The 19,565-nt window shown below is 63.9% G+C and carries 18 protein-coding genes; 4 read left to right on the top strand and 14 right to left on the bottom strand.

The window, feature by feature from the left end; genetic code table 11:
- Nucleotides 1–105 precede the first annotated feature (105 nt).
- Entirely contained in the window at nt 106–1,998 is a 1,893-nt protein-coding gene (gene secD / locus C5N93_RS02390) for a protein translocase subunit SecD (protein WP_242558122.1), read from the top strand.
- Between the two features lie 24 nt (nt 1,999–2,022).
- A complete protein-coding gene (gene secF, locus C5N93_RS02385; protein WP_150722090.1) occupies nt 2,023–3,000 on the top strand; it encodes a protein translocase subunit SecF in 978 nt (325 codons plus the stop codon).
- A 160-nt stretch (nt 3,001–3,160) separates the two neighbouring features.
- Here secF and C5N93_RS02380 read toward each other — a convergent pair whose 3' ends face one another.
- Nucleotides 3,161–5,368, bottom strand: coding sequence for an LTA synthase family protein (locus C5N93_RS02380; protein ID WP_242558121.1), 2,208 nt, complete (start codon nt 5,366–5,368; stop codon nt 3,161–3,163).
- A gap of 184 nt (nt 5,369–5,552) precedes the next feature.
- On the opposite strand from C5N93_RS02380, the gene C5N93_RS02375 reads away from it, so the two are divergent.
- The gene (locus C5N93_RS02375) at nt 5,553–6,248 is read left to right on the top strand and encodes a cytochrome b/b6 domain-containing protein (protein WP_242558120.1); all 696 of its coding nucleotides are present in this window, start codon (nt 5,553–5,555) and stop codon (nt 6,246–6,248) included.
- 84 nt (nt 6,249–6,332) lie between these two features.
- Here the strand turns inward: C5N93_RS02375 and C5N93_RS02370 are convergent, their stop codons facing one another.
- Nucleotides 6,333–6,791 (bottom strand): cytochrome c, encoded by a 459-nt coding sequence (locus C5N93_RS02370; RefSeq protein WP_242558119.1) that lies wholly within the window; start codon nt 6,789–6,791, stop codon nt 6,333–6,335.
- Between the two features lie 271 nt (nt 6,792–7,062).
- Nucleotides 7,063–8,436: an adenylosuccinate lyase gene (gene purB / locus C5N93_RS02365; RefSeq protein ID WP_150722086.1), complete on the bottom strand. Its 1,374-nt coding sequence runs from the start codon at nt 8,434–8,436 to the stop codon at nt 7,063–7,065.
- 140 nt (nt 8,437–8,576) lie between these two features.
- On the opposite strand from purB, the gene C5N93_RS02360 reads away from it, so the two are divergent.
- Nucleotides 8,577–9,221 carry a glutathione S-transferase N-terminal domain-containing protein gene (locus C5N93_RS02360; RefSeq protein ID WP_242558118.1) on the top strand — a complete coding sequence of 215 codons (645 nt, stop codon included), beginning with the start codon at nt 8,577–8,579 and terminating at the stop codon, nt 9,219–9,221.
- Here C5N93_RS02360 and C5N93_RS02355 read toward each other — a convergent pair whose 3' ends face one another.
- The 11 genes from C5N93_RS02355 to C5N93_RS02305 all read right to left on the bottom strand — a co-directional run bounded on the left by C5N93_RS02355 (nt 9,222) and on the right by C5N93_RS02305 (nt 19,467).
- Complete coding sequence (locus tag C5N93_RS02355; RefSeq protein WP_242558117.1) at nt 9,222–10,622, bottom strand: lytic transglycosylase domain-containing protein; 1,401 nt, start codon at nt 10,620–10,622, stop codon at nt 9,222–9,224.
- Nucleotides 10,619–11,719 (bottom strand): EscU/YscU/HrcU family type III secretion system export apparatus switch protein, encoded by a 1,101-nt coding sequence (locus C5N93_RS02350; RefSeq protein ID WP_242558116.1) that lies wholly within the window; start codon nt 11,717–11,719, stop codon nt 10,619–10,621. The genes C5N93_RS02355 and C5N93_RS02350 overlap by 4 nt, the downstream gene beginning before the upstream one ends.
- Before the next feature lie 7 nt (nt 11,720–11,726).
- Nucleotides 11,727–12,545, bottom strand: coding sequence for a type III secretion system export apparatus subunit SctT (gene sctT, locus C5N93_RS02345; protein WP_242558115.1), 819 nt, complete (start codon nt 12,543–12,545; stop codon nt 11,727–11,729).
- 5 nt (nt 12,546–12,550) lie between these two features.
- The gene (gene sctS, locus C5N93_RS02340) at nt 12,551–12,817 is read right to left on the bottom strand and encodes a type III secretion system export apparatus subunit SctS (RefSeq protein WP_069341429.1); all 267 of its coding nucleotides are present in this window, start codon (nt 12,815–12,817) and stop codon (nt 12,551–12,553) included.
- A 19-nt stretch (nt 12,818–12,836) separates the two neighbouring features.
- Nucleotides 12,837–13,487 (bottom strand): type III secretion system export apparatus subunit SctR, encoded by a 651-nt coding sequence (gene sctR, locus C5N93_RS02335; RefSeq protein WP_242558114.1) that lies wholly within the window; start codon nt 13,485–13,487, stop codon nt 12,837–12,839.
- Between the two features lie 88 nt (nt 13,488–13,575).
- A complete protein-coding gene (locus C5N93_RS02330; protein WP_242558113.1) occupies nt 13,576–14,715 on the bottom strand; it encodes a hypothetical protein in 1,140 nt (379 codons plus the stop codon).
- Nucleotides 14,716–14,725: 10 nt separating this feature from the next.
- Complete coding sequence (locus C5N93_RS02325; protein WP_242558112.1) at nt 14,726–15,181, bottom strand: hypothetical protein; 456 nt, start codon at nt 15,179–15,181, stop codon at nt 14,726–14,728.
- 51 nt (nt 15,182–15,232) lie between these two features.
- Nucleotides 15,233–15,643 (bottom strand): hypothetical protein, encoded by a 411-nt coding sequence (locus tag C5N93_RS02320; protein WP_242558111.1) that lies wholly within the window; start codon nt 15,641–15,643, stop codon nt 15,233–15,235.
- On the bottom strand, nt 15,619–17,010 hold the full coding sequence (locus tag C5N93_RS02315) for a FliI/YscN family ATPase (RefSeq protein WP_277990177.1): 1,392 nt from the start codon (nt 17,008–17,010) through the stop codon (nt 15,619–15,621). Before C5N93_RS02315 ends, C5N93_RS02320 begins: the two co-directional genes overlap by 25 nt.
- Nucleotide 17,011: 1 nt before the next feature.
- A complete protein-coding gene (gene sctV, locus C5N93_RS02310) occupies nt 17,012–19,081 on the bottom strand; it encodes a type III secretion system export apparatus subunit SctV (protein WP_242558110.1) in 2,070 nt (689 codons plus the stop codon).
- Nucleotides 19,078–19,467: a hypothetical protein gene (locus tag C5N93_RS02305; protein ID WP_242558109.1), complete on the bottom strand. Its 390-nt coding sequence runs from the start codon at nt 19,465–19,467 to the stop codon at nt 19,078–19,080. Before C5N93_RS02305 ends, sctV begins: the two co-directional genes overlap by 4 nt.
- Between the last annotated feature and the right edge of the window lie 98 nt (nt 19,468–19,565).

Here is a 19,565-nt window from a genome sequence, read left to right as displayed (position 1 = left end):
TACCGGCGGCCGCAGTGCATGGCGACACCGGTCCACACGTCGGTGTCGCCGTGCAAGACGGTCTGAAGCACGGTTTGCCATGAGGCATCACCCTAGCCCGCTGCTATGAATCGCTATCCTCTCTGGAAATACATCGTCATTCTGGTGGCTCTTGCCATCGGGGTGCTCTACACGCTGCCGAACCTGTTCGGTGAAACGCCGGCGGTACAGATTTCCAGCGTCAAGGCGACCGTCAAGGTCGATCCCTCGACGCTTTCGCGCGCTGAAGACGCGCTCAAGGCACAGAACATCGCCTACAACGGCGCGGTGTTCGACAGCACGGGCAACAACCCGAGCGTGCGGATTCGCTTCGCGGACACCGACACGCAGCTGCGCGCCAAAGACCTGCTCCAGTCGACGCTGAACGCCGACGCGACCGACCCGACCTTCGTCGTGGCGCTCAACCTGTTGTCGGCCTCGCCGGAATGGCTCTCGAAGATCCACGCGCTGCCGATGTATCTCGGCCTCGACCTGCGCGGCGGTGTGCACTTCCTGCTGCAAGTCGACATGGCCGGTGCGATCACCAAGCGTCTGGACGCGGCAGCCGCCGATGCCCGCACGCTGCTGCGTGACAAGAACATCCGCCACAACGGCCTGACGCGCACGGACAACGGCATCGAAGCCGCCTTCAGCACGCAGGCAGACGCCGAGCGCGCACGCGGCGCGCTGAGCGACGGTCTGCCCGACCTCGCCTACACGACGCAAGCCGGCCCGAACGGCACGTTCAAGGTCGTGGGTGCGTTCACGGAAGCCGCACGCCGTGCGGTGCAGGACAACGCCGTCAAGCAGAACATCGTCACGCTGCATAACCGGGTGAACGAACTCGGCGTGGCCGAACCGGTGATTCAGCAGGAAGGTCCGGACCGCATCGTGGTGCAGTTGCCCGGCGTGCAGGACACCGCCAAGGCCAAGGACATCATCGGCCGCACGGCAACGCTCGAAGCGCGTCTGGCCGATCCGGACGCCCCGCGTCTGATCACGGCGGAAACGCCGGTCCCGCCGCAGGACGAACTGTTCCTGCATGGCAACGGTGCGCCGGTCATGCTCAAGCGTCAGGTGATCTTCAGCGGCGACCGCATCACCAGCGCGTCGGCAGGTTTCGACGACCACCAGCAACCGTCGGTGAACATCAAGCTCGACGCCGCAGGCGGGCGCGTGCTGCGCGACGTCTCGCGCGACAACATCGGCAAGCCGATGGCGATCGTGCTGTTCGAGAAGGGCAAGGGCGAAGTGCTGACGGTGGCGAACATCCGCAGCGAACTGGGCCAGAGCTTCCAGATCACCGGCATGGGTTCGGCACAGGGCGCGAACGATCTGGCGCTGCTGCTGCGCGCCGGTTCGCTCGCCGCGCCGATGGAGATCATCGAAGAACGTACGATCGGCCCGAGCCTCGGTGCCGACAACATCCATAAGGGTGTCGACTCGGTGATGTATGGCTTCCTCGCCATCGCCGTGTTCATGATGGCGTATTACATGCTGTTCGGCGTGTTCTCGGTCATCGCACTGATGTTCAACCTGCTGCTGCTGGTGGCTGCGCTCTCGGTGATGCAGGCCACGCTCACGCTGCCGGGTATCGCCGCTATCGCGCTTACGCTCGGTATGGCCATCGACGCCAACGTGCTGATCAACGAACGTATCCGCGAAGAACTGCGGGCGGGCGCATCGGCCCAGAAGGCGATTTCGCTGGGCTTCGAACATGCATGGGCGACGATTCTGGACTCGAACGTGACCACGCTCATCGCCGGTCTGGCGCTGCTGGCCTTCGGTTCGGGCCCGGTGCGCGCGTTTGCCGTGGTGCACTGCCTGGGTATCCTGACCTCGATGTTCTCCGCCGTGTTCTTCTCGCGCGGTCTGGTCAACCTGTGGTACGGCGGCCGTCGCAAGCTCAAGTCGCTGGCGATTGGTCAGGTCTGGCGCCCGGACGGTGCGACGAACGCACCCGACGCAGGCGAGCAATAACCGCAGGCGCGAGAGGAAACAGTCATGGAATTTTTCCGCATCAAGAAAGACGTGCCGTTCATGCGGCACGCCCTGATCTTCAACGTGATCTCGGCGCTCACCTTCGTGGCGGCGGTGTTCTTCCTGCTCACGCGGGGCCTGCACCTGTCGATCGAGTTCACCGGCGGCACGGTCATGGAAGTGGCCTACACGCAGGCGGCCGATCTCGAGAAGATTCGTGGTGAAGTCGGCAAGCTGGGGTATCGCGACGTGCAGGTGCAGAGTTTCGGCACCTCGCGCGACGTCATGATCCGCCTGCCGATCCAGAACGGTTCGGACGGCAAGCAGGTCACCAGCGCGCAGCAAAGCGACGCCGTGATGACCGCGCTCAAGGCCGACGCCCCCGATGTGTCGCTGCGTCGCGTGGAATTCGTCGGCCCGCAGATTGGGCACGAACTCTTCACCGACGGTCTGCTGGCCCTGACCTTCGTGGTCGTGGGCATCATCATTTATCTGTCGTTCCGCTTCGAATGGAAATTCGCCGTGGCCGGCGTGATCGCCAACTTGCACGACGTGGTGATCATTCTCGGCTTCTTCGCCTACTTCCAGTGGGAGTTCTCGCTGGCGGTGCTGGCGGGCGTGCTCGCGGTGCTCGGCTACTCGGTGAACGAATCGGTCGTTATCTTCGACCGGATTCGCGAGACCTTCCGCAAGATGCGCAAGGCGACGGTGCAGGAAGTCATCGATCACGCGATTACGACGACGATGTCGCGGACCATCATCACCCACGCCAGTACGGAAATGATGGTGCTGTCGATGTTCTTCTTCGGCGGCCAGACGCTGCACTACTTCGCACTGGCACTGACCGTGGGTATTCTGTTCGGTATTTACTCGTCGGTGTTCGTGGCTGCGGCGCTCGCGATGTGGTTCGGCGTGAAGCGCGAAGACCTCATCAAGCACAACGGCAAGGATGGCGAAGAAAGTGTCGATCGCAACGACCCCAACTTCGGTGCACGTGTCTGACGTATTCGTCTGACCGGGGCGACGCGCGATTTCAGTGCGTCATCCGAAAAACCGCCGGCATGTCCGGCGGTTTTTTTTTCGTCTTACGGTCGTGCTCAGGCGTGGGCGGCGACGCTAGGAACAAGCGCTTCGACGTCATGCATCGTCACGTCACGCGCCATCATTTCCCGCCAGCCACCGATGTCTCGCGCCGCTGCATCTCGCCATACCAGTCAGCCAATGCCAGCGACGTGTTCGCGTCGACCGCTTGCTGCCTAAGCAGTGCCGGGTCGCCCTCATCAGCGTGCGCGTAGGTCACCCCGCTGCGCAGATCCCGCGCGCCCGCCGTCGAAAACAGATAGCGCTGTTGCGCCACGGCATAGCGACGCGTCTGCGGCACCGCCCCGAACAGCGGTTCGCCGAATCCGACGTAGGCCGCGTCCGAAAGTGCCAGCCGATACAGCGTCGGAAAGATATCGCGGTGACCGACGAAATCGTCGAGCCGCAAGCGCCCACTCGGCGCATAGGCCGGTGGCACGCGCAGATAGATCGGGACGTGGTACTGCTCGAAGGGCGACAGGAACGCGTTGTCCTGATCGTGCCATTGCGGCGCGAGATGATCGCCGGTCGCCGCCAGAATCGTGTGTGAGCTCATCGGCGAGTACTTGAGTCGGTCGATGAAATCGCCCAGCGCGTCCATCGCGTACCGATAGGCACGCACACCGCGCTGACGCGTCTCACGCTCGGCGGCGTCGGCAGGTGACTCCCGCCATCCCTTCGTCAGATCGAACGGGCCGGTGGCGGCATCATCAGGCACGTTGAAGGGCTCGCGATTGCTGGTCGTCAGCGCGAAAACGAAGAGCGGTTGTCCCTTGGCGTCCGCCTCCTCCAGCAGGTCATGGACATAGCGCCAGAGATAGCCGTCGTACACCCCATCGCCTCCCGTGTCGGCCCGCGGATATCGGGCGACGATGTCAGCCTGTGTGACGACGTCGTCGAATCCCTGCCTGCGCATGACCCGCTCGATGCTGTGCCACGTGCGAGCGCCGCCATAGACGAACACGGTTCGATAGCCGTGCTGCTGGAACGGTCGTGCCGACGCCGATTCGAACGCGACCGGACGGTTCTCGCCAGTCAGCAGCGACGACGCGCTGCCACTGTTGACGAGCAAGTGCTCGATCGTGGAAAACGTGTCGGCGCGGGCCGCCACGGCGTGCCGGAACCACCATCCGGCGTCCAGATGTCTGCGCATCGCGCCGGCGATCGGAAAACCGTCAGCATCGAGCGAAAGGCCATAGCCACCCCACCCGGCCATGAGACCGAACACCACGTGCGGAGGATGAGCTGCGAGCCTGTCGTTGGGCGGGGTACGATGCCACGGCGCGCGCAGCAGCACCGCCGTCGGGTCTTCGTCAGGCGCATGAGTCGGTTCGGCATCGGCTGGACGGGTGGCATCCGGGTCATCTACCGAATCATCGTGCCCATCGGGTTTATCGTGCTTGCCACTCTCGTCGCTCTCATCGCTTTCATCGCCCCGCAATGCCTTGACGAGCGACGCGGCATCGGCAAATCCATGCGCGCGCAATGCCCGTTGCGCCGCCTGCCCCGCTTGCTTCGGTGACAAGTCTTCCCGCGACGGCTCCCACACCTGCCTGAGTACGAGGATCAGCCGCACGGGCGTGTTGACGAGCAGGTCGTCCAGCACCGGATCCCGTGCCACGCTGATCCCTGCCGGATCCACGAGACGCGCCGAAGGTCGTCCCCATCCCACGATCAGCACTATCGAGACGACGAGCACCTGCACGATGGCATCACGCCACGTCGCTTCACGCTCGGGGACCAATACATACCGGAAAGTGCCCCACGCTTGGGCCACCCCGAGACATGCGGCACTCGTCAACGCCATAGCGATGGGCAGGAGGTGCGTTGTGGCGTCTGTCGCCGTGGCGGTATCACCGTCGAGCACACTGAAAAAGTTCGCGCCGAACGGTTCCCCGAAGTGGCGCAGGTAGTAGTGCTCCGCCAGCGCTAATGCATTCAGGATCACGAACCACGCAGTTACGCTCACAGTGAAAGCGGTGCGGGTCAGCGGCGTCGACGCATACTTCACGCGCAGGATCGCCAGCGGCAGCAGCCACACTGCCATCCCCCAACTCACGAGCAACAGGTCGTAGCGAAAGCCGTACCAAAGCCAAGTCATCCACTCGTGAGCGTTGGTCTGCGCCCCGACACCGGGGGCGAGCGTCGCCACACCGAACAGGCGAATCAGCAGGTTGCCCGCACACGTCATCGACATGACGGTTGCGCTCAAGCGCACCAGGCAAGGCAAACGAGGGAGGGATTGGGAAGCGGAGGCCGCGACCGGGCTGTCGGCAGGAAGCGAATTCATGAGCGGGCGGCCACGTGCGCAGGCGCAGGCGGGACGTGCATGGAGAATGTCCGTCAGCCTGACAGCGAACGCCCGTTACGCGGTGCGGGAAATCCCCCAACATGGCCCGTTGCCGCCCGAACGTGCAGGCGTCACGGGCTTGCGGTAATCTCGCGAAATTCGCTATTTACGAAATTTCACGCCAATGAAGCCGATCCGCATCTGGGACTTGCCCACTCGTCTGTTCCACTGGTCGTTTGTCGTACTGGCGGTAGCGGCCTACGTGACGGCCAAGACCGGCGGCAACGCGATGATCTACCACTTCTGGTGCGGATACGCGGTGCTCGCGCTGCTGATCTTCCGTCTCGTGTGGGGTGTGGCCGGTCCGCGTTATGCCCGTTTCTCGGCGTTCGTCACCGGTCCGCGTACGTTCTTCCGGTCGTTGCGCGATGGCCGCGACGGTTCGGGCACCGAGGGGCGTTTTGCGGGCCATACGCCGCTCGGCGGCTTGTCAGTCGTCGCCATGCTGCTCTTCTTCGGCATTCAGGTCGGACTGGGTCTGTTCTCGAACGACGACATTTTCAACGACGGTCCCCTCGTCAAGTTCATCGACAAGGACACCAGCGATATGCTCACCGGCTGGCATCTGCGCAATCAATGGGTGCTGATCGCGCTCGTGGCGCTGCATGTGCTGGCGATCGCGTATTACCGCGTTGCCCGCAAGAAGGACCTGATCAAGCCGATGATCCTCGGCGACAAGAAACTCGCCGGGCCGGTGCTTCCCGCACGCGACGACTGGCGCGTACGCGTCGGCGCGCTAGTGCTGATCGTGCTGGCTTCGGCGCTGGTGTATCGGATCGTGAATCTGACCCCGGCCGTCGCGGCATTGCCGTCCTACTGACCCTGCGGGGCAAGATCGTCGCGGCAAAAGAAAAAGCCGGTCGCTCGAAAACGACCGGCTTTTCCATAGGAACGGCCAGACGGCTTACTTCGCGCGGAAGTTGTCGTGGCAGCTCTTGCAGGTTTGCGCAGCTTCGCCGAAAGCGGTCTTGATTGACGCGAGGTCGCCGCCCTTGGCCACGGTGTTGAGCTGCGCGACGGCCGTCTCCATCTTGTTGGCCGCGTCCCTGAACTTCGCCTTGTCGGAGAAGACTTCCGGCTTGGCTTTGCTCTTGCCGTTCGTCTGACCGCCTTCGAAAGCCGGCCACGGCAGCTTCGAGAGTGTGGCGACAAGCTCGGCGTTCTTCGCGACGTCGTCCTTGTTGAACGGTGCATCGCCCTTCACGACAGCACCGATCCGGCCGAAGTGGTTACCCAGCAGGAAAAGGGCCGACTGACGATACTCCACGGCGTCGTCGGCTTTGGCGAACTGGGCTTGCGCGACGGCCGGCACGACGATAGCTGCGGTAGCAGCAAGCGCTGCAACTGCGAGAGTCAACTTCATTTGTGGGGTTCTCCTTATGGTTTGTGGGGCTATGATACACACCAACTTGCGTACCCGTATGACACAGTTGTCATAAGGACAGAAGCGGGACCGAAGCGGGACCGAAGCCGTCCATAGGCACCACGTACGGAGATGTAACGGGAGAAAAGCGGGGGAAATCGAGGGGGCGGGGACGTACCGATGCGCAAGGGGACGAACCATGCAAAACGGGCCGCAGAAGCGGCCCGTTTCGTTACGTCAGATAAAGCGCGTGGTGCTGTCGTGGTGCGACTTAGACGCGCTTGGCCAGCGACTCGGCAATACCCACGTAATTGGCCGGCGTCATTTCCAGCAGGCGCGCCTTGGCGTCTTCCGGAATGGCCAGTTGCTTGATGAAGGCTTGCAGCGCTTCGCGCGTGATGCCCTTGCCGCGCGTGAGCTCCTTGAGTTGCTCGTACGGATTCGGCACACCGAAGCGACGCATCACGGTCTGCACCGGCTCGGCCAGCACTTCCCACGTGTTGTCCAGGTCTTCGTCCAGACGCTGCGGGTTCACTTCGAGCTTGCCCAGACCGCGCAGGCACGAGTCGTACGCGAGCAGGCTGTAGCCGAACGCCACGCCGATGTTGCGCAGCACGGTCGAATCCGTGAGGTCACGCTGCCAGCGCGAGACCGGCAGCTTGTCGGCCAGATGACGCAGCACGGCGTTAGCCAGACCGAGGTTGCCTTCCGAATTTTCGAAGTCGATCGGGTTGACCTTGTGCGGCATGGTCGACGAACCGATTTCGCCGGCCTTCGTCTTCTGCTTGAAGTAGCCGACCGAGATGTAACCCCAGACGTCGCGGTTCAGATCCAGCAGGATCGTGTTGGCGCGGGCCACGGCATCGAACAGTTCGGCCATGTAGTCGTGCGGCTCGATCTGGATGGTGTACGGATTGAACGTCAGGCCCAGGCGCTGCTCGATGACCGTCTTGGAGAAGTTTTCCCAGTCGTATTCCGGGTATGCCGACAGGTGAGCGTTGTAGTTACCGACGGCGCCGTTCATCTTGGCGAGCAACTCGACGCGACGAATGCGCTCGAGCGCACGTGCCAGACGCACCGCCACGTTGGCGATTTCCTTACCGAGCGTGGTCGGCGAGGCCGGTTGACCGTGCGTGCGCGAGAGCATCGGCTGGGCGGCGTGTTCACGCGCCAGTTCGCTGAGCTTGGTGACGAGCGATTCGAGCGCCGGCACGATCACTTCGTCGCGCGCGCCCTTGAGCATCATGCCGTGCGACGTGTTGTTGATGTCTTCCGACGTGCAGGCGAAGTGAATGAACTCGCTAGCCGTCTCCAGCTCGGCCTGGCCCTGCACCTTCTCCTTGAGCCAGTACTCGACAGCCTTCACGTCGTGGTTCGTGACCTTCTCGATGTCCTTGATGCGCTGGGCATCGGCGTTCGAGAAGTTGGCGGCCAGATTCAGCAGGAACGTCTCCGCCGCGCCCGAGAACGGGGCGATCTCGGCGAAACCGGCTTTGGACAGGGCGATCAGCCAGTGGATTTCGACTTTCACGCGGTTGCGCATGAATGCCGCCTCGGACAGCCACGGACGCAGGGCGTCGGTCTTGCTGGCGTAACGGCCGTCGAGCGGGGAGAGCGCGGTCAATGGGGAGAATTCGTCGGACATGGCACTGGGCACCGAAAAAGAAAACCGGGGGAGCCGGCGATGTGCCAACTCGGAAAGGCCAGTATTTTACCATTCCCCGGCCCCGGCCATCCCGCACGTTATACTCTCCCCCGCGCTACAGCGATTTATCAAGGATTCACATGAAGTTGATCGGTGCCCTCGCCAGTCCCTACGTTCGTAAAGTCCGCATCGTGCTGGCGGAGAAAAAGCTCGATTACAAGCTCGAGCTCGAGAACGTCTGGGCGGACGACACCCGCATTCAGGAGTCGAACCCGATCGGCAAAGTGCCGTGTCTGGTGATGGAAGACGGCGAAGCCGTGTTCGACTCCCGGGTGATCTGCGAGTATCTCGACACGCTTTCCCCGGTCGGCAAGCTCATCCCCCCGTCTGGCCGCGAACGCGCCGAAGTGCGCTGCTGGGAGGCCCTGGCCGACGGCGTGACGGACGCCGCCGTGCAGATTCGCGTCGAATGCATGTACCACGACGAGGCATCGCGCTCCCAGAAGTTCATCGACCGTCAGTTGGGCAAGATCCGGGAAAGCCTGCGCGCCATGGCACGCGGGCTCGATGAACGTCAGTGGTGCGCGGGCAACCGCCTGACGCTGGCCGACGTGGCCGTGGTCTGCTCGCTGGGTTACCTCGATTTCCGCTATCCGGAGATCGACTGGCGCGACACGCACCCCAACCTCGCCCGCCATTTCGAGCGCATGTCCGCCCGCCCTTCGGTCGCGGATACCGTTCCGACCAACGCAGCGCCTGCACCAGTCACCGCCACGGCCCTCTGATTACCCCGGAAGCGCGGACGCCCTAGCGTCCCGCCCGGCTGCCCCCAGCGCGGCGCCAGTCGTTCGCTCGCGCACGCGCGACGGCATGACGACCGCCGGCTGATCGCGGTCCCGGGCGGCATGCCCGGCGGGCCTCGCGGCGTCTGCGGAAGGGCTGCGTGTAATCAACGCCCCCAAACCCCGTAGTAAACGCCATGCGCGGTCGGCCTTCTGGTCTGCGGTGCTGGGGGTTTTGACGCTTTCCGTGCGGTTGTCCGCCTTTTTGCCAGCGCTGGTGACGGCGCCGTCAGCCGTGCCGCGGATACCATCCCCGTCCTTCGCCGACGTCATGCCAGCGACCCCGTCACCACGTACCGCCGTAGCAAGGGGCGATCGGGACGACGTTGAGGCAGGTGCATACGCCCGAGCCGTGTTGGCAGGCCCTCCGGCGGCACCGGGCATACCGTGCGCATGCGGCGTACCTGCCACGCCAGCCACGACAGCGCCCTCTGGCACGCCCGCCTCACGTAGCCGCGAATAGCCCGCCATGACCTTGCGGACATACTTCTGCGTCTCCGGATACGGCGGCACCTGACGCCCATAGCGCAGTACGGCTCCCTCTCCCGCGTTGTAGGCCGCAAGCGCGAGGCTCACGTCACCGTCGAATCGCGAGAGTAACCAGCGCACGTACGACGCCCCCGCCCTCACATTCTCGGCAGGATCCTCAAGACGCCGCACCCCGAAGCGCTGGCCGGTGCGGGGCAGGACCTGCATCAACCCGATGGCGCCGCGCTCGGACACCGCCTGCGGGTCGTATCCCGACTCAGTGTCGATAATCGCGTGCAGTAACGCCGCGTCGACCGAGCTGGCATACGCAGCGCGTCGCACGAGGGTGTCGAAGGGGAGCGTTGCGGAGGGCTGACTTTCGGCGGACGGCAAGGTTGTGGACTGCGCGGCTACCGACGTCGATATGGATACGTTCCCCGGTGCGTCCATCAGCCCGCCCGTAGCCCCGTCCGAGGCACCACGCCCCCTCGAATTCACCTCGCCGTCAGGCAACGACCTTGCGGACGCGATAGCCACCGGCGTCTCCATGTCCTGCTCGCGAAACGATGACACCAGACGCCTGGCCGCCTCGCGCGGATCATCGGGCAACGCGCGTTTGCCGTCACGTGATGAATCGCCGGCCCCCTCACTGAGGGTGGCATCGCCTCCCTGGGTAGCCCGAAGTTCCACGCTCGCCCCACGCGCCAAAGCGCTGACGACCGGCACAGCGATCTGCGCGTCAGCCACGCGGGGATGATGGGGCAACAGCCCAAGATCCGCGGCTCTCGTCGGGAGTCCGCTCAACATCAGCGCTGCCGACACGAGGACGACGATCCGCCACACGCGGTGCAACGGCAGCATCGACGGGGCGCTCATGCCACGTCTCCCGGCGCAGGATGCCGAGGGGCGTCCGTCTCTGACGTTGCCTGCACCTCGTAAGGAAGATCGAGCGCCAGACGCAATATCGCGGCGACGGCATCGAACAGGTCGGAGGGAATCGGGGCATCGATCTCGACGTCTTCCATCAAGCGACGCGCCACCGGCACATGCTCGACCACCGGCACCCCTTCGCGCTCGGCGATACGCACGATCGTGCGGGCGCGCTCGTTGCGCCCCTTCTCGATGACCAGCGGCACCGCCGTCTCCCCGGGAACATAGCGCAGGCAGATCGCAAGCCGGGTCGGATTGCGCACCACCGCCGTCGATCGTTTGACGTTGCTTGACAGACTGCCGCTCTCGATCGTCTCCCGGTGGATATCGCGCCGCTTGTTCTTGATCTCGCGATTGCCCTCGACTTCCTTCGACTCCCGCTTGATTTCATCGTGAGACATCATGAGCTGCTTGCGGAGCTGATACTTCTGATACGCAAAGTCGAGACCGCCGAACACCACGTACGCCACCACCAGCACCGCCATCAACCAGAACAACAGCCTGGCCGTGAGTGCCAGCCCGCATGCCGGGCCACATTGAGGCAGCACGGCGAGCGATGGCGTGTACTGCCGAATCAGATAGAAAAACACCACGCCCAGCACGGCGACCTTGATCAACGACTTGCCGAATTCGAAAAGCGACTGCATCGAAAACAACTGCTTCGCCTTGGCCACGGGATCGATGCGCTCGTACTTGGGACGGATCGCTTCGGGCGCGACCAGCGCGCCGACTTGCAGCACCATCGCCAGCCATGTGGTCACGATCAGCAGAATCCCGAGACCACCGGTGAAGCGGACGAAAATCAATAACGACGGGCCGAGCATGCCCTGCACGGCTTCGTCGACGGGGTCACGCAGTACAAGCAGCATGCGCGAGACAAGCGCTTGCAGCGCATCGTGAAGCGCCGGCCCCTCGAACATCAGCCAGGCGAGCACCGCGCCGAGTTGCATGCAGACGGCAAGATCGGCGCTCTTGGCAACGCGTCCCTTCTTGCGCGCGTCGTCGATCTTCTTGGGCGTCGGGGGCAGGTTCTGTTCGCTCATGCGTGCCTCACGACGCTGGTAGCACCATCGCAGACCACGTCCGAAACACTTCGGGCAGGCGATACCAGTGCGCAAGCGGCACGGCGATGGCAAACGGCAGACTCGCCACCGTCACGAGCAACGCCATGGCGCTCTTGACCGGCATGGCGAGGAAGAACACGTTGAGTTGCTGCGCGGCGCGATTCACGAAGCCCATCGACATGTCGACGAGCACCATCACGACCATCGCAGGCAACGCGACAGCAACGCACATGACCTGCATCGCCTGCCACAGCGACAGCAACCACGCCTGCGACGCCGCCTCCCAACGCCATCCACTGCCGACCGGCAGGACAACGTAAGAGTCGTAGAGCGCCGTGAGTACCGCGTGTGCCGCCGGCGTCACGAAGAACAGCACACAGAGCATCTGGGTGAGGGCGATACCGAAGATCGACGATTGCGCGCCCATGAGCGGGTTCAGCACGCTGGCCATCGAGGCGCCGCGCATCGTATCGATCACGTACCCTGTCATGTCGACGGCCCAGAACGGCAACGTCGCGACGAACCCGAGCAGCCCGCCGATGCAAAGCTCGCGCAAGATGAGCGATGCCCACGCCCCCCACTGCGTCGGCATTTCCGACGTGGCGTGCACAAGTGAGACGACAGGCAGTGCCAGCGCCAGCACGAGTGCGTTACGCAACAGACCCGCGCCGAGCATGCCGACGGAGAGCACCGGCAGCAGCATCGCAATACCGAGTGGACGCAGCATCGCCACGCCCCACGCCAGCAGCCAGCCGAACAGATCGGTCCACAGCGGAGCGAGCAAAGTACCGGAGGTCGTCAGCATGGCCTTCACCCCATCCGGCTGATCTGCGCGAACGCATTGCCGGCGTAGTTAAGCAGCACATGCCCCATCCATGCGTAGGTCGCGGCCAGCGTGACCGACACGGCGATCAGCTTGATGAGGAACTGCACGGTCTGATCCTGCACCTGCGTGAGCGCCTGCACGAGTGAGACAAGCACCCCCACGGCGGAGGCGACGACGACGGTTGGCAGCGACATCAGCAGCGTGAGCCAGAGCATTTCGCTCGTGAGATTGACGACGATGGCTTCACTCATCGGCCAGCCCTGCGCGCCGTCATGCGTACGACAGCATCAACTGCCGCACGAGTTGCTCCCAGCCGTTCATCATCACGAAAATGAGCAGCTTGAACGGCAAGGCGATAGTCATGGGCGAGACCATCATCATCCCCATCGCCAGCAGGATGTTTGAGATGACGAGATCGATCACGACGAACGGCAAGTACAGCAGAAGGCCGATCTTGAAGGCTTCGGCGAGTTGACTCAGCGCGAACGCCGGCATCAGCACGAGGAGGGAGTCTGCGCCAAGCCGGTCACGATGCGCCTCGGGCCATGTTTCGCTGCCGAGGCCCGTGAAGAAGTCGCGTTGCCGGGGATCGGTGTGACGGGTGAGAAACTTGCGGTACGGACTGAGCACGCTGGCGTCGACGTCGGCCACGAAGCTTCTGGAAGATAGCGCCACCGGACGCGCGCCGAGGTTCTCCTCGATATCGAACGCGACCGGCGCCATGATGAAACAGGTGAGCACGAGAGACAGGCCGTAGATTGCGATATTGGGTGGAATCTGCTGAGTGCCCAACGCATTGCGCAGCAGCGCGAACACGACGGCCAGCTTCAGAAACGCAGTTCCCAGGACCACCAGCAACGGCATGATCGAGAGCAGCGTGAGCAATACGATGAGCTGGACCGGGTGGTCGAGCAGGGACATACAAACTCCAATGGACGCCCGGTAACGTGCGATGACGTGGGATGACGTGTGATAGCGCGCGACGACACGCAAAATGTCTCGGGAAATGTTAGGACGTCGCGCAATCCACGCCCATCGGGTCACGACCCGAAATGGCGTCGGGCGCGCTGGGCGTCGTCACCAAAATCGCGGGTTCGATCTGCACGGCGAGGCGCCCGTCTCCGAAACGCAGCAGACGACCACTTTTCCAGGGGGCGCCATCGCGCCAGAGGGCAATACCGTTGAGCGTCAGCGCACTCGGCGTCGTGGGCGGTGGTGCCGTTTCATATCCGCTTCGCCATGCCGCCAGCCACGGGACGGGAATCTGCCTTTGCGCGATGACCGCAAGGAGTCGAGTGCATTCCAGCGCGCCCGCGTCGCGAACCCCGTCGGTCGCCCGATCGAGGGAAACGACATGCCGCCCGGCAGGTTGTCCGTCACGCATGGCGATGGCGTCGTCGCCGTCGATCAGCCAATACTCGCCGGCAGTCACGTCGGCGGCAACGTCGAGCAACACCGCCCCCCCGTCAAGCAGTCCATCGCACAACGATGCGGGCAACGCTGCCCACCCTGCTGCCATCACGCAATGCCGTTCGGGAAAGCCGCACGGGTCGAGCGGCCGGTACGCTGGCGTGGCGCGCTCACAGCGCGTTAGCAACCATGCCGTGGCCCCGTCGAGATAGTGCAGTGCCAACTGCCGCCCGTTACGTCTGAGCACCATGCCCATGCGCCAGAGGGTCTCGACACGTTCAGGTGCGATCGCCACCGCATCGGGCCACGAAATGGCGCATGAGACAGAAGATGAAGCGGACTGCGATGTGCAATGCAACTCAGGCTCATCCCCAGGCGATGACGCGTCGAGCGGAGTGGACGACGGCAGAGAATCCGACGGCACGTCGCCGGTACTCTCCGTTGCCAGCGTGAGCGACGCCGCGCTAGCACGCCACTCGTGCGGTAACGCCTCCCATGACGGCATCGGCAGACTGGGCGCGATCCAGTCCGCCCACTGCTGCGCATCGCACCAGAAGCGCACCTGCCCGATGACGCCTTCGTCAACATGCGCCGTTACCACCAGTCCTTCGTCCCCCGCACGCAACCAGCCGACGCGCACGTCCATATCACCTTCGGCAAACGTCAGACAACCCTGGCCCACTAGTACATCGTCGAGCGATAGAGCAACGCCTGCCGATCCACCATCCGTTTGCGGCAAGACATTGCTCTCATGGCACATAGCGAGCCTCGACTTCGATCGTGACTGGCAACGCGAGACGGGATGTCAACGTTCTGGACAATGCCCCCCGATGCGCCAGCAAACGGCGGTACATCGCAAGCTCAATACACAGCAGGCTCACGGTGATGCCCTGCCTCCCTCGCCGTGCTTCGACGACCAACGCATTGAGCGCACCGCCGTGCACGATGACTCGCAGGACACTCGCGCCATCCCAACAGGCATCCTGTCTCGCATGCCAAACCCGTAGCCACCGAAGCACGTCGGCCGGTCCGGTCACGCGTGCCGCCAGATCGCCCGTCAGCGTGAAGGCTCGCTCGTCGCGCGCGTCGCACGGCTCGAAACGGCCAGTCGCCGTGTCTCTGCGGCGCGGCAGGCCTGAAGCCGACCTGTCGGCCTGACTGACGAAAGCATCGAGCGAAAGGCCACTACGGCGGATGGTGTTCATCGTGTATTCCTCCTGACGGCAATGGTTGGGGAAACGTCTCGTGTCGCCAATTCAACAGTGGTAAAGCGTTAGCAGCTCGCGCAACTTCTCCTGTTTTCGTGCGTTATCCTGCAGGCGCTCCTGCTGCTGTCGCACCTGCTCTCGCGCCTGCCCAGCCCGTTCCTGCGCGCGGCGATGACTGGCCTTGGCGTCGGTCAGCGACAGCCGCTGCGCCTCCACCGCGCGCGACGCTCCCCCGGCCTCCCGTGGGTCATAGACGCCGCCTTGCGACAACGCGTTCAGCCACGACTGACGTCGCGTCTCACACGCCTGCTCGCAAGCAGCGAGTGCGGCTTCGGCGTCGTGCATCGCCGCCGTCAGCCGGGCCAACGCGGCACGCAGTGCGCCTTCGCGACGGCGCGCAAGCATCGCCAACGCGACAATGCCATCGCGGTCCTTCAACTCGCGAGATGTTCGAGCCATGAGAGGGTGTCGTCGAAAGGCGCCACGTCGTGCTGCTCTTGGCACAGGAAGGCGCGGATATCGGGGGCCCGCGCGAGCGCTTCGTCGGTATCGGGATCATGACCCGCCTGATACTCGCCGACGCGTACCAGCAGTTCGACGTCGGCCGCCAGCGCCATCGCACGTCTCACACGCGCGGCGCATGCCACGTGTTGCTCGTGGGCCACCTGTGACATGACCCGCGAGAGGCTTCTCGATACATCGATGGCGGGATAGTGGTTCTCCTGCGCGAGACGCCGCGACAGCACGATATGGCCATCGACAATCGACCGCACCTCGTCGGCCAGCGGCTCGTCGAGGTTATCTCCCTCCACGAGCACCGTGTAGAACGCCGTGATGCTGCCCTGCTCGCCCGTGCCCGCCCGCTCAAGCAAACGCGGAAGACGCGCGTAAAAGCTTGGCGGCAGCCCACTCGTTGCGCCGAGCGGCTCGCCGGCTGCCATACCAATGTCTCGCACGGCACGGCCAAAGCGCGTCAGCGAGTCCATGAGCAGCAGCACGTTCTTGCCTTCGTCACGAAACGCTTCGGCAATCGCCGTCGCAGTGTAGGCCGCCTTCATTCGCTCCAGCGCAGGACGATCCGACGTCGCCACGACGCACACCGTCCGTGCCCGAGCTTGCGGCGTGAGCGCCTGCTCGATGAACTCCCTCACCTCGCGGCCACGCTCTCCGATCAGCGCCAGCACGATCACATCCGCCGCCGCCCCCTGACACATCATCGCGAGCAACGTGCTCTTCCCCCCGCCCGCTGCGGCGAAAATCCCGAGACGCTGCCCGCGTCCGCAGGTCAGCATGCCGTCGATGGCGCGAATGCCGATGGGCAGACACGCAGACACTATTGCGCGGCGCATCGCCGATGGCGGATCCGCGTCCAGCGCACGCCATTCGACGTCGAACGGCGCCGCGGCTGCGCTCTCGGCCGCTGCTTCGGCGTCGCCCGAAGCAGCGTCCGCACTGAAGGGACGGCCCAAACCGTCCAGGACCGCGCCAATCAGATGCTCCCCGACCGCAACACGTGACGCAGTCCCCAGCGCTTGCACCAGCGCACCGTTGGCCACGCCATTCGGCTCGGCATAAGGGGCGAGCCAGACGTGCCGCCCCTCCACCGCAATCACCTCGGCATCCAGCGCCGGCGATATCACCCGGCATTGCTCGCCGAGCGCTGCCCCGGGCAATCGCGCACGCATGGCATTCGGGGTGATCTTGTCGATCCGGCCATAACGCACTTCGCGCCGCCCGCCTCGATGCATCTCGTCACATGATTTCCGTTGAGCATCGAGCGTACGGCGCAGGCCATTGGCAATACGCTGGGCATCAGGGCGGCGCATGTCAGAACGCTCCCTGTACATCGATGGTGCCGAGCACACGCACATGCGGTTCGTCAGCCACCTCCTGGAACGACAGGACTGCCAGTTCGGCGCGTTCTCGCTCGATCAATTTCCGGACGAACCGCCGCACGTCCATCGCGGTAAACAGCACGGCGGGCGTGCCGTCGTGCGCATCGACGGCGCCATCGATGGCATTCAGAATCGCATCCGTTTGCGCCGGATTCAGGTCCGCATACGACCCGGACGCCGTCTGGCGCACGGCCGCGCGCACGACGTCCTCGATACCCCGCCCGACGTTCCATCCGGTAATGTGCTCGGTACCTCGACGAAAGCGCCGCGTGATGTGGCGACGCAAACTTAACCGGACATACTCTGTCAACATGATCTGATCGCGCTCACGCGGCGCCCACTCGATCAGCGCTTCGAACACGCGGCGCAAGTCACGGATGGATACCCCCTCGGCAACCAGACGCTGCAGGACTTCCGCAGTGCGACTGATAGGCAACTGCCGCTGCAACTCCTTAACGAGTTCCCCGTAGCGATCCTCCATCGCATCCATGAGGAATCGCGCTTCCTGAACACCGAGAAAATCCGCCGCGTGAGCATCGATGACGAGCGATACGCAATGCGCGATCCGATCCGCGCCGTCCAGCACCTTGCCACCGAGAGCCGACCACTCGGAACGCTGCACATCGTCGAGCCAGAACAGCGGATGCCCGCCAAACGTCAACGGTGTCTCGCGAGGTGAGCCGGCCGCAAGCCCCCGCAGCGTCGGCACCGGATGCGTCGCGTCGTGATGTGCCAATGCAGCATCCGGCGCGACGTCGATCGTCAATACACTCTCGTGATACAACTGAACGTCCAGGGTGGCTGCTGGCAACGTAGCGTCGATGACGACCTGCACCTCCGGCATGGGTACACCGAACTGCTCGAATTTCTGATTCCGTAACGCGTCGATCCGCTCCTTCACTACCGAGATGCCGCCGGTCGCTTCCGCCAACCCCGCGCCGACGCTCACCAGTAAGGGCTGCGCCCCCGGACGTCCGGCTTTTGCGTGCCCCGCCCCGGATTCACCGGCATTTTTCGTGCTTTCGCCCTCTCCCGAGATCCGCTTGACCCACCACGCCGCGCCACCTGCCAGCATCCCTAGCAAGAAGAAGTAGTGCATCGGGAAACCGGGAATCAGACCGAACAGCACGAGCACGACCGCCGCCAGCGTGAGCGAGCGCGGCTGGGCCGCCAGTTGATCGGTGAGTTCGCGTGCGAGATTTCGACGCTGCTCGCCCGGCACACGGGTGACGATGATCCCCGCCGTCACGGAGATCAGCAGCGCGGGGATCTGCGACACCAGTCCGTCGCCGATGGACAGAATGGCGTAGATCGCCGCAGCGTCACCCGCACTCATCCCGCGCATGAACACGCCGACTCCGATCCCGCCGAGCAGGTTCACCACGATGATGACCAGACCTGCAATGGCATCCCCTTTCACGAATTTCATCGCACCATCCATCGCGCCGTAGAACTGACTCTCTTTCTGCACGATGCGGCGCAAGCGTTTGGCCTCGGCAGCGTCGATGGTGCCCGCGCGCAGGTCGCCGTCGATGCTCATCTGCTTGCCCGGCATGCCGTCGAGCGAGAAGCGCGCTCCCACTTCGGCCACGCGTTCCGAGCCCTTTGTAATGACGATGAAATTGACGATGGTGATGATCAGAAACACGATCATGCCGACAACGATGTTCCCGCCCGCCGCGAAATCGCCGAAGGTGTAGACGATGTCACCCGCATCGGCATGGAGCAGAATCAACCGGCTCGTGCTGATCGTGAGCCCGAGCCGGAACAGCGTGGTCATCAGCAGAACGGAAGGAAAGGCTGATAAATCGAGCGGCTCGTTGATGTACAGCGCCACCATCAGGAGCAGCAGCGATACGCCGAGATTGAGAGCGATGAGCAGATCCATCACCGATGGCGGCATCGGGATGATGATCATCAGTACCGTCACCAGCAGCAGCGCGGCAAGGACAATGTCCTGACGTCCTGCCGCAGCACGCAGCCATGTCAGCAAGTACGTCACGAACGTGCCTCCCGCTGCGCCTGCGCATCGATGCGTTCAAGCAGACGTCGCATACGTGTGAGGCACGAGACCCACTCGACGGCCTGCGAATTGGCGCTCATCGGCGGCGTGGCGATCAACATCGGACGCCCTTGCGCTACGCAGGCGCGCACCGGAATTCCCCCACTCCACTCGGGTGCGCAGGTATGCAGCAACAGAGGCAACCAGCGATGCGCTCGGGCTACGCGCCGTATCAGCGCCACCGCAAGCGTCACACCACGCGCATCCGCTTCGGTCATCAGCACGCAAGGTGCGAGCGACACACGCATACGCGGCGTCACGCGCTGCGGCGGTAACGCCAGCAGTTCGAAGAGATGTTCGAGCTTGCGCTGGGTTTGGGTGTCCATCGTTGGTCAGGCGTCGGGACTCGTCGCAAGCGTGGCAACAGCGCTTCACAAGAAATGCCCCTCTGCGATACGCAAAATACGACGAGCTTTTGGAAAAT

The sequence above is a fragment of the Pandoraea sp. LA3 genome (assembly GCF_022696215.1).
Taxonomy (GTDB): Bacteria; Pseudomonadota; Gammaproteobacteria; order Burkholderiales; family Burkholderiaceae; genus Pandoraea; species Pandoraea capi.
The sequence above is the reverse complement of the archived record's forward strand: the minus strand, read 5'-3'. Positions and strand labels throughout refer to the sequence as shown.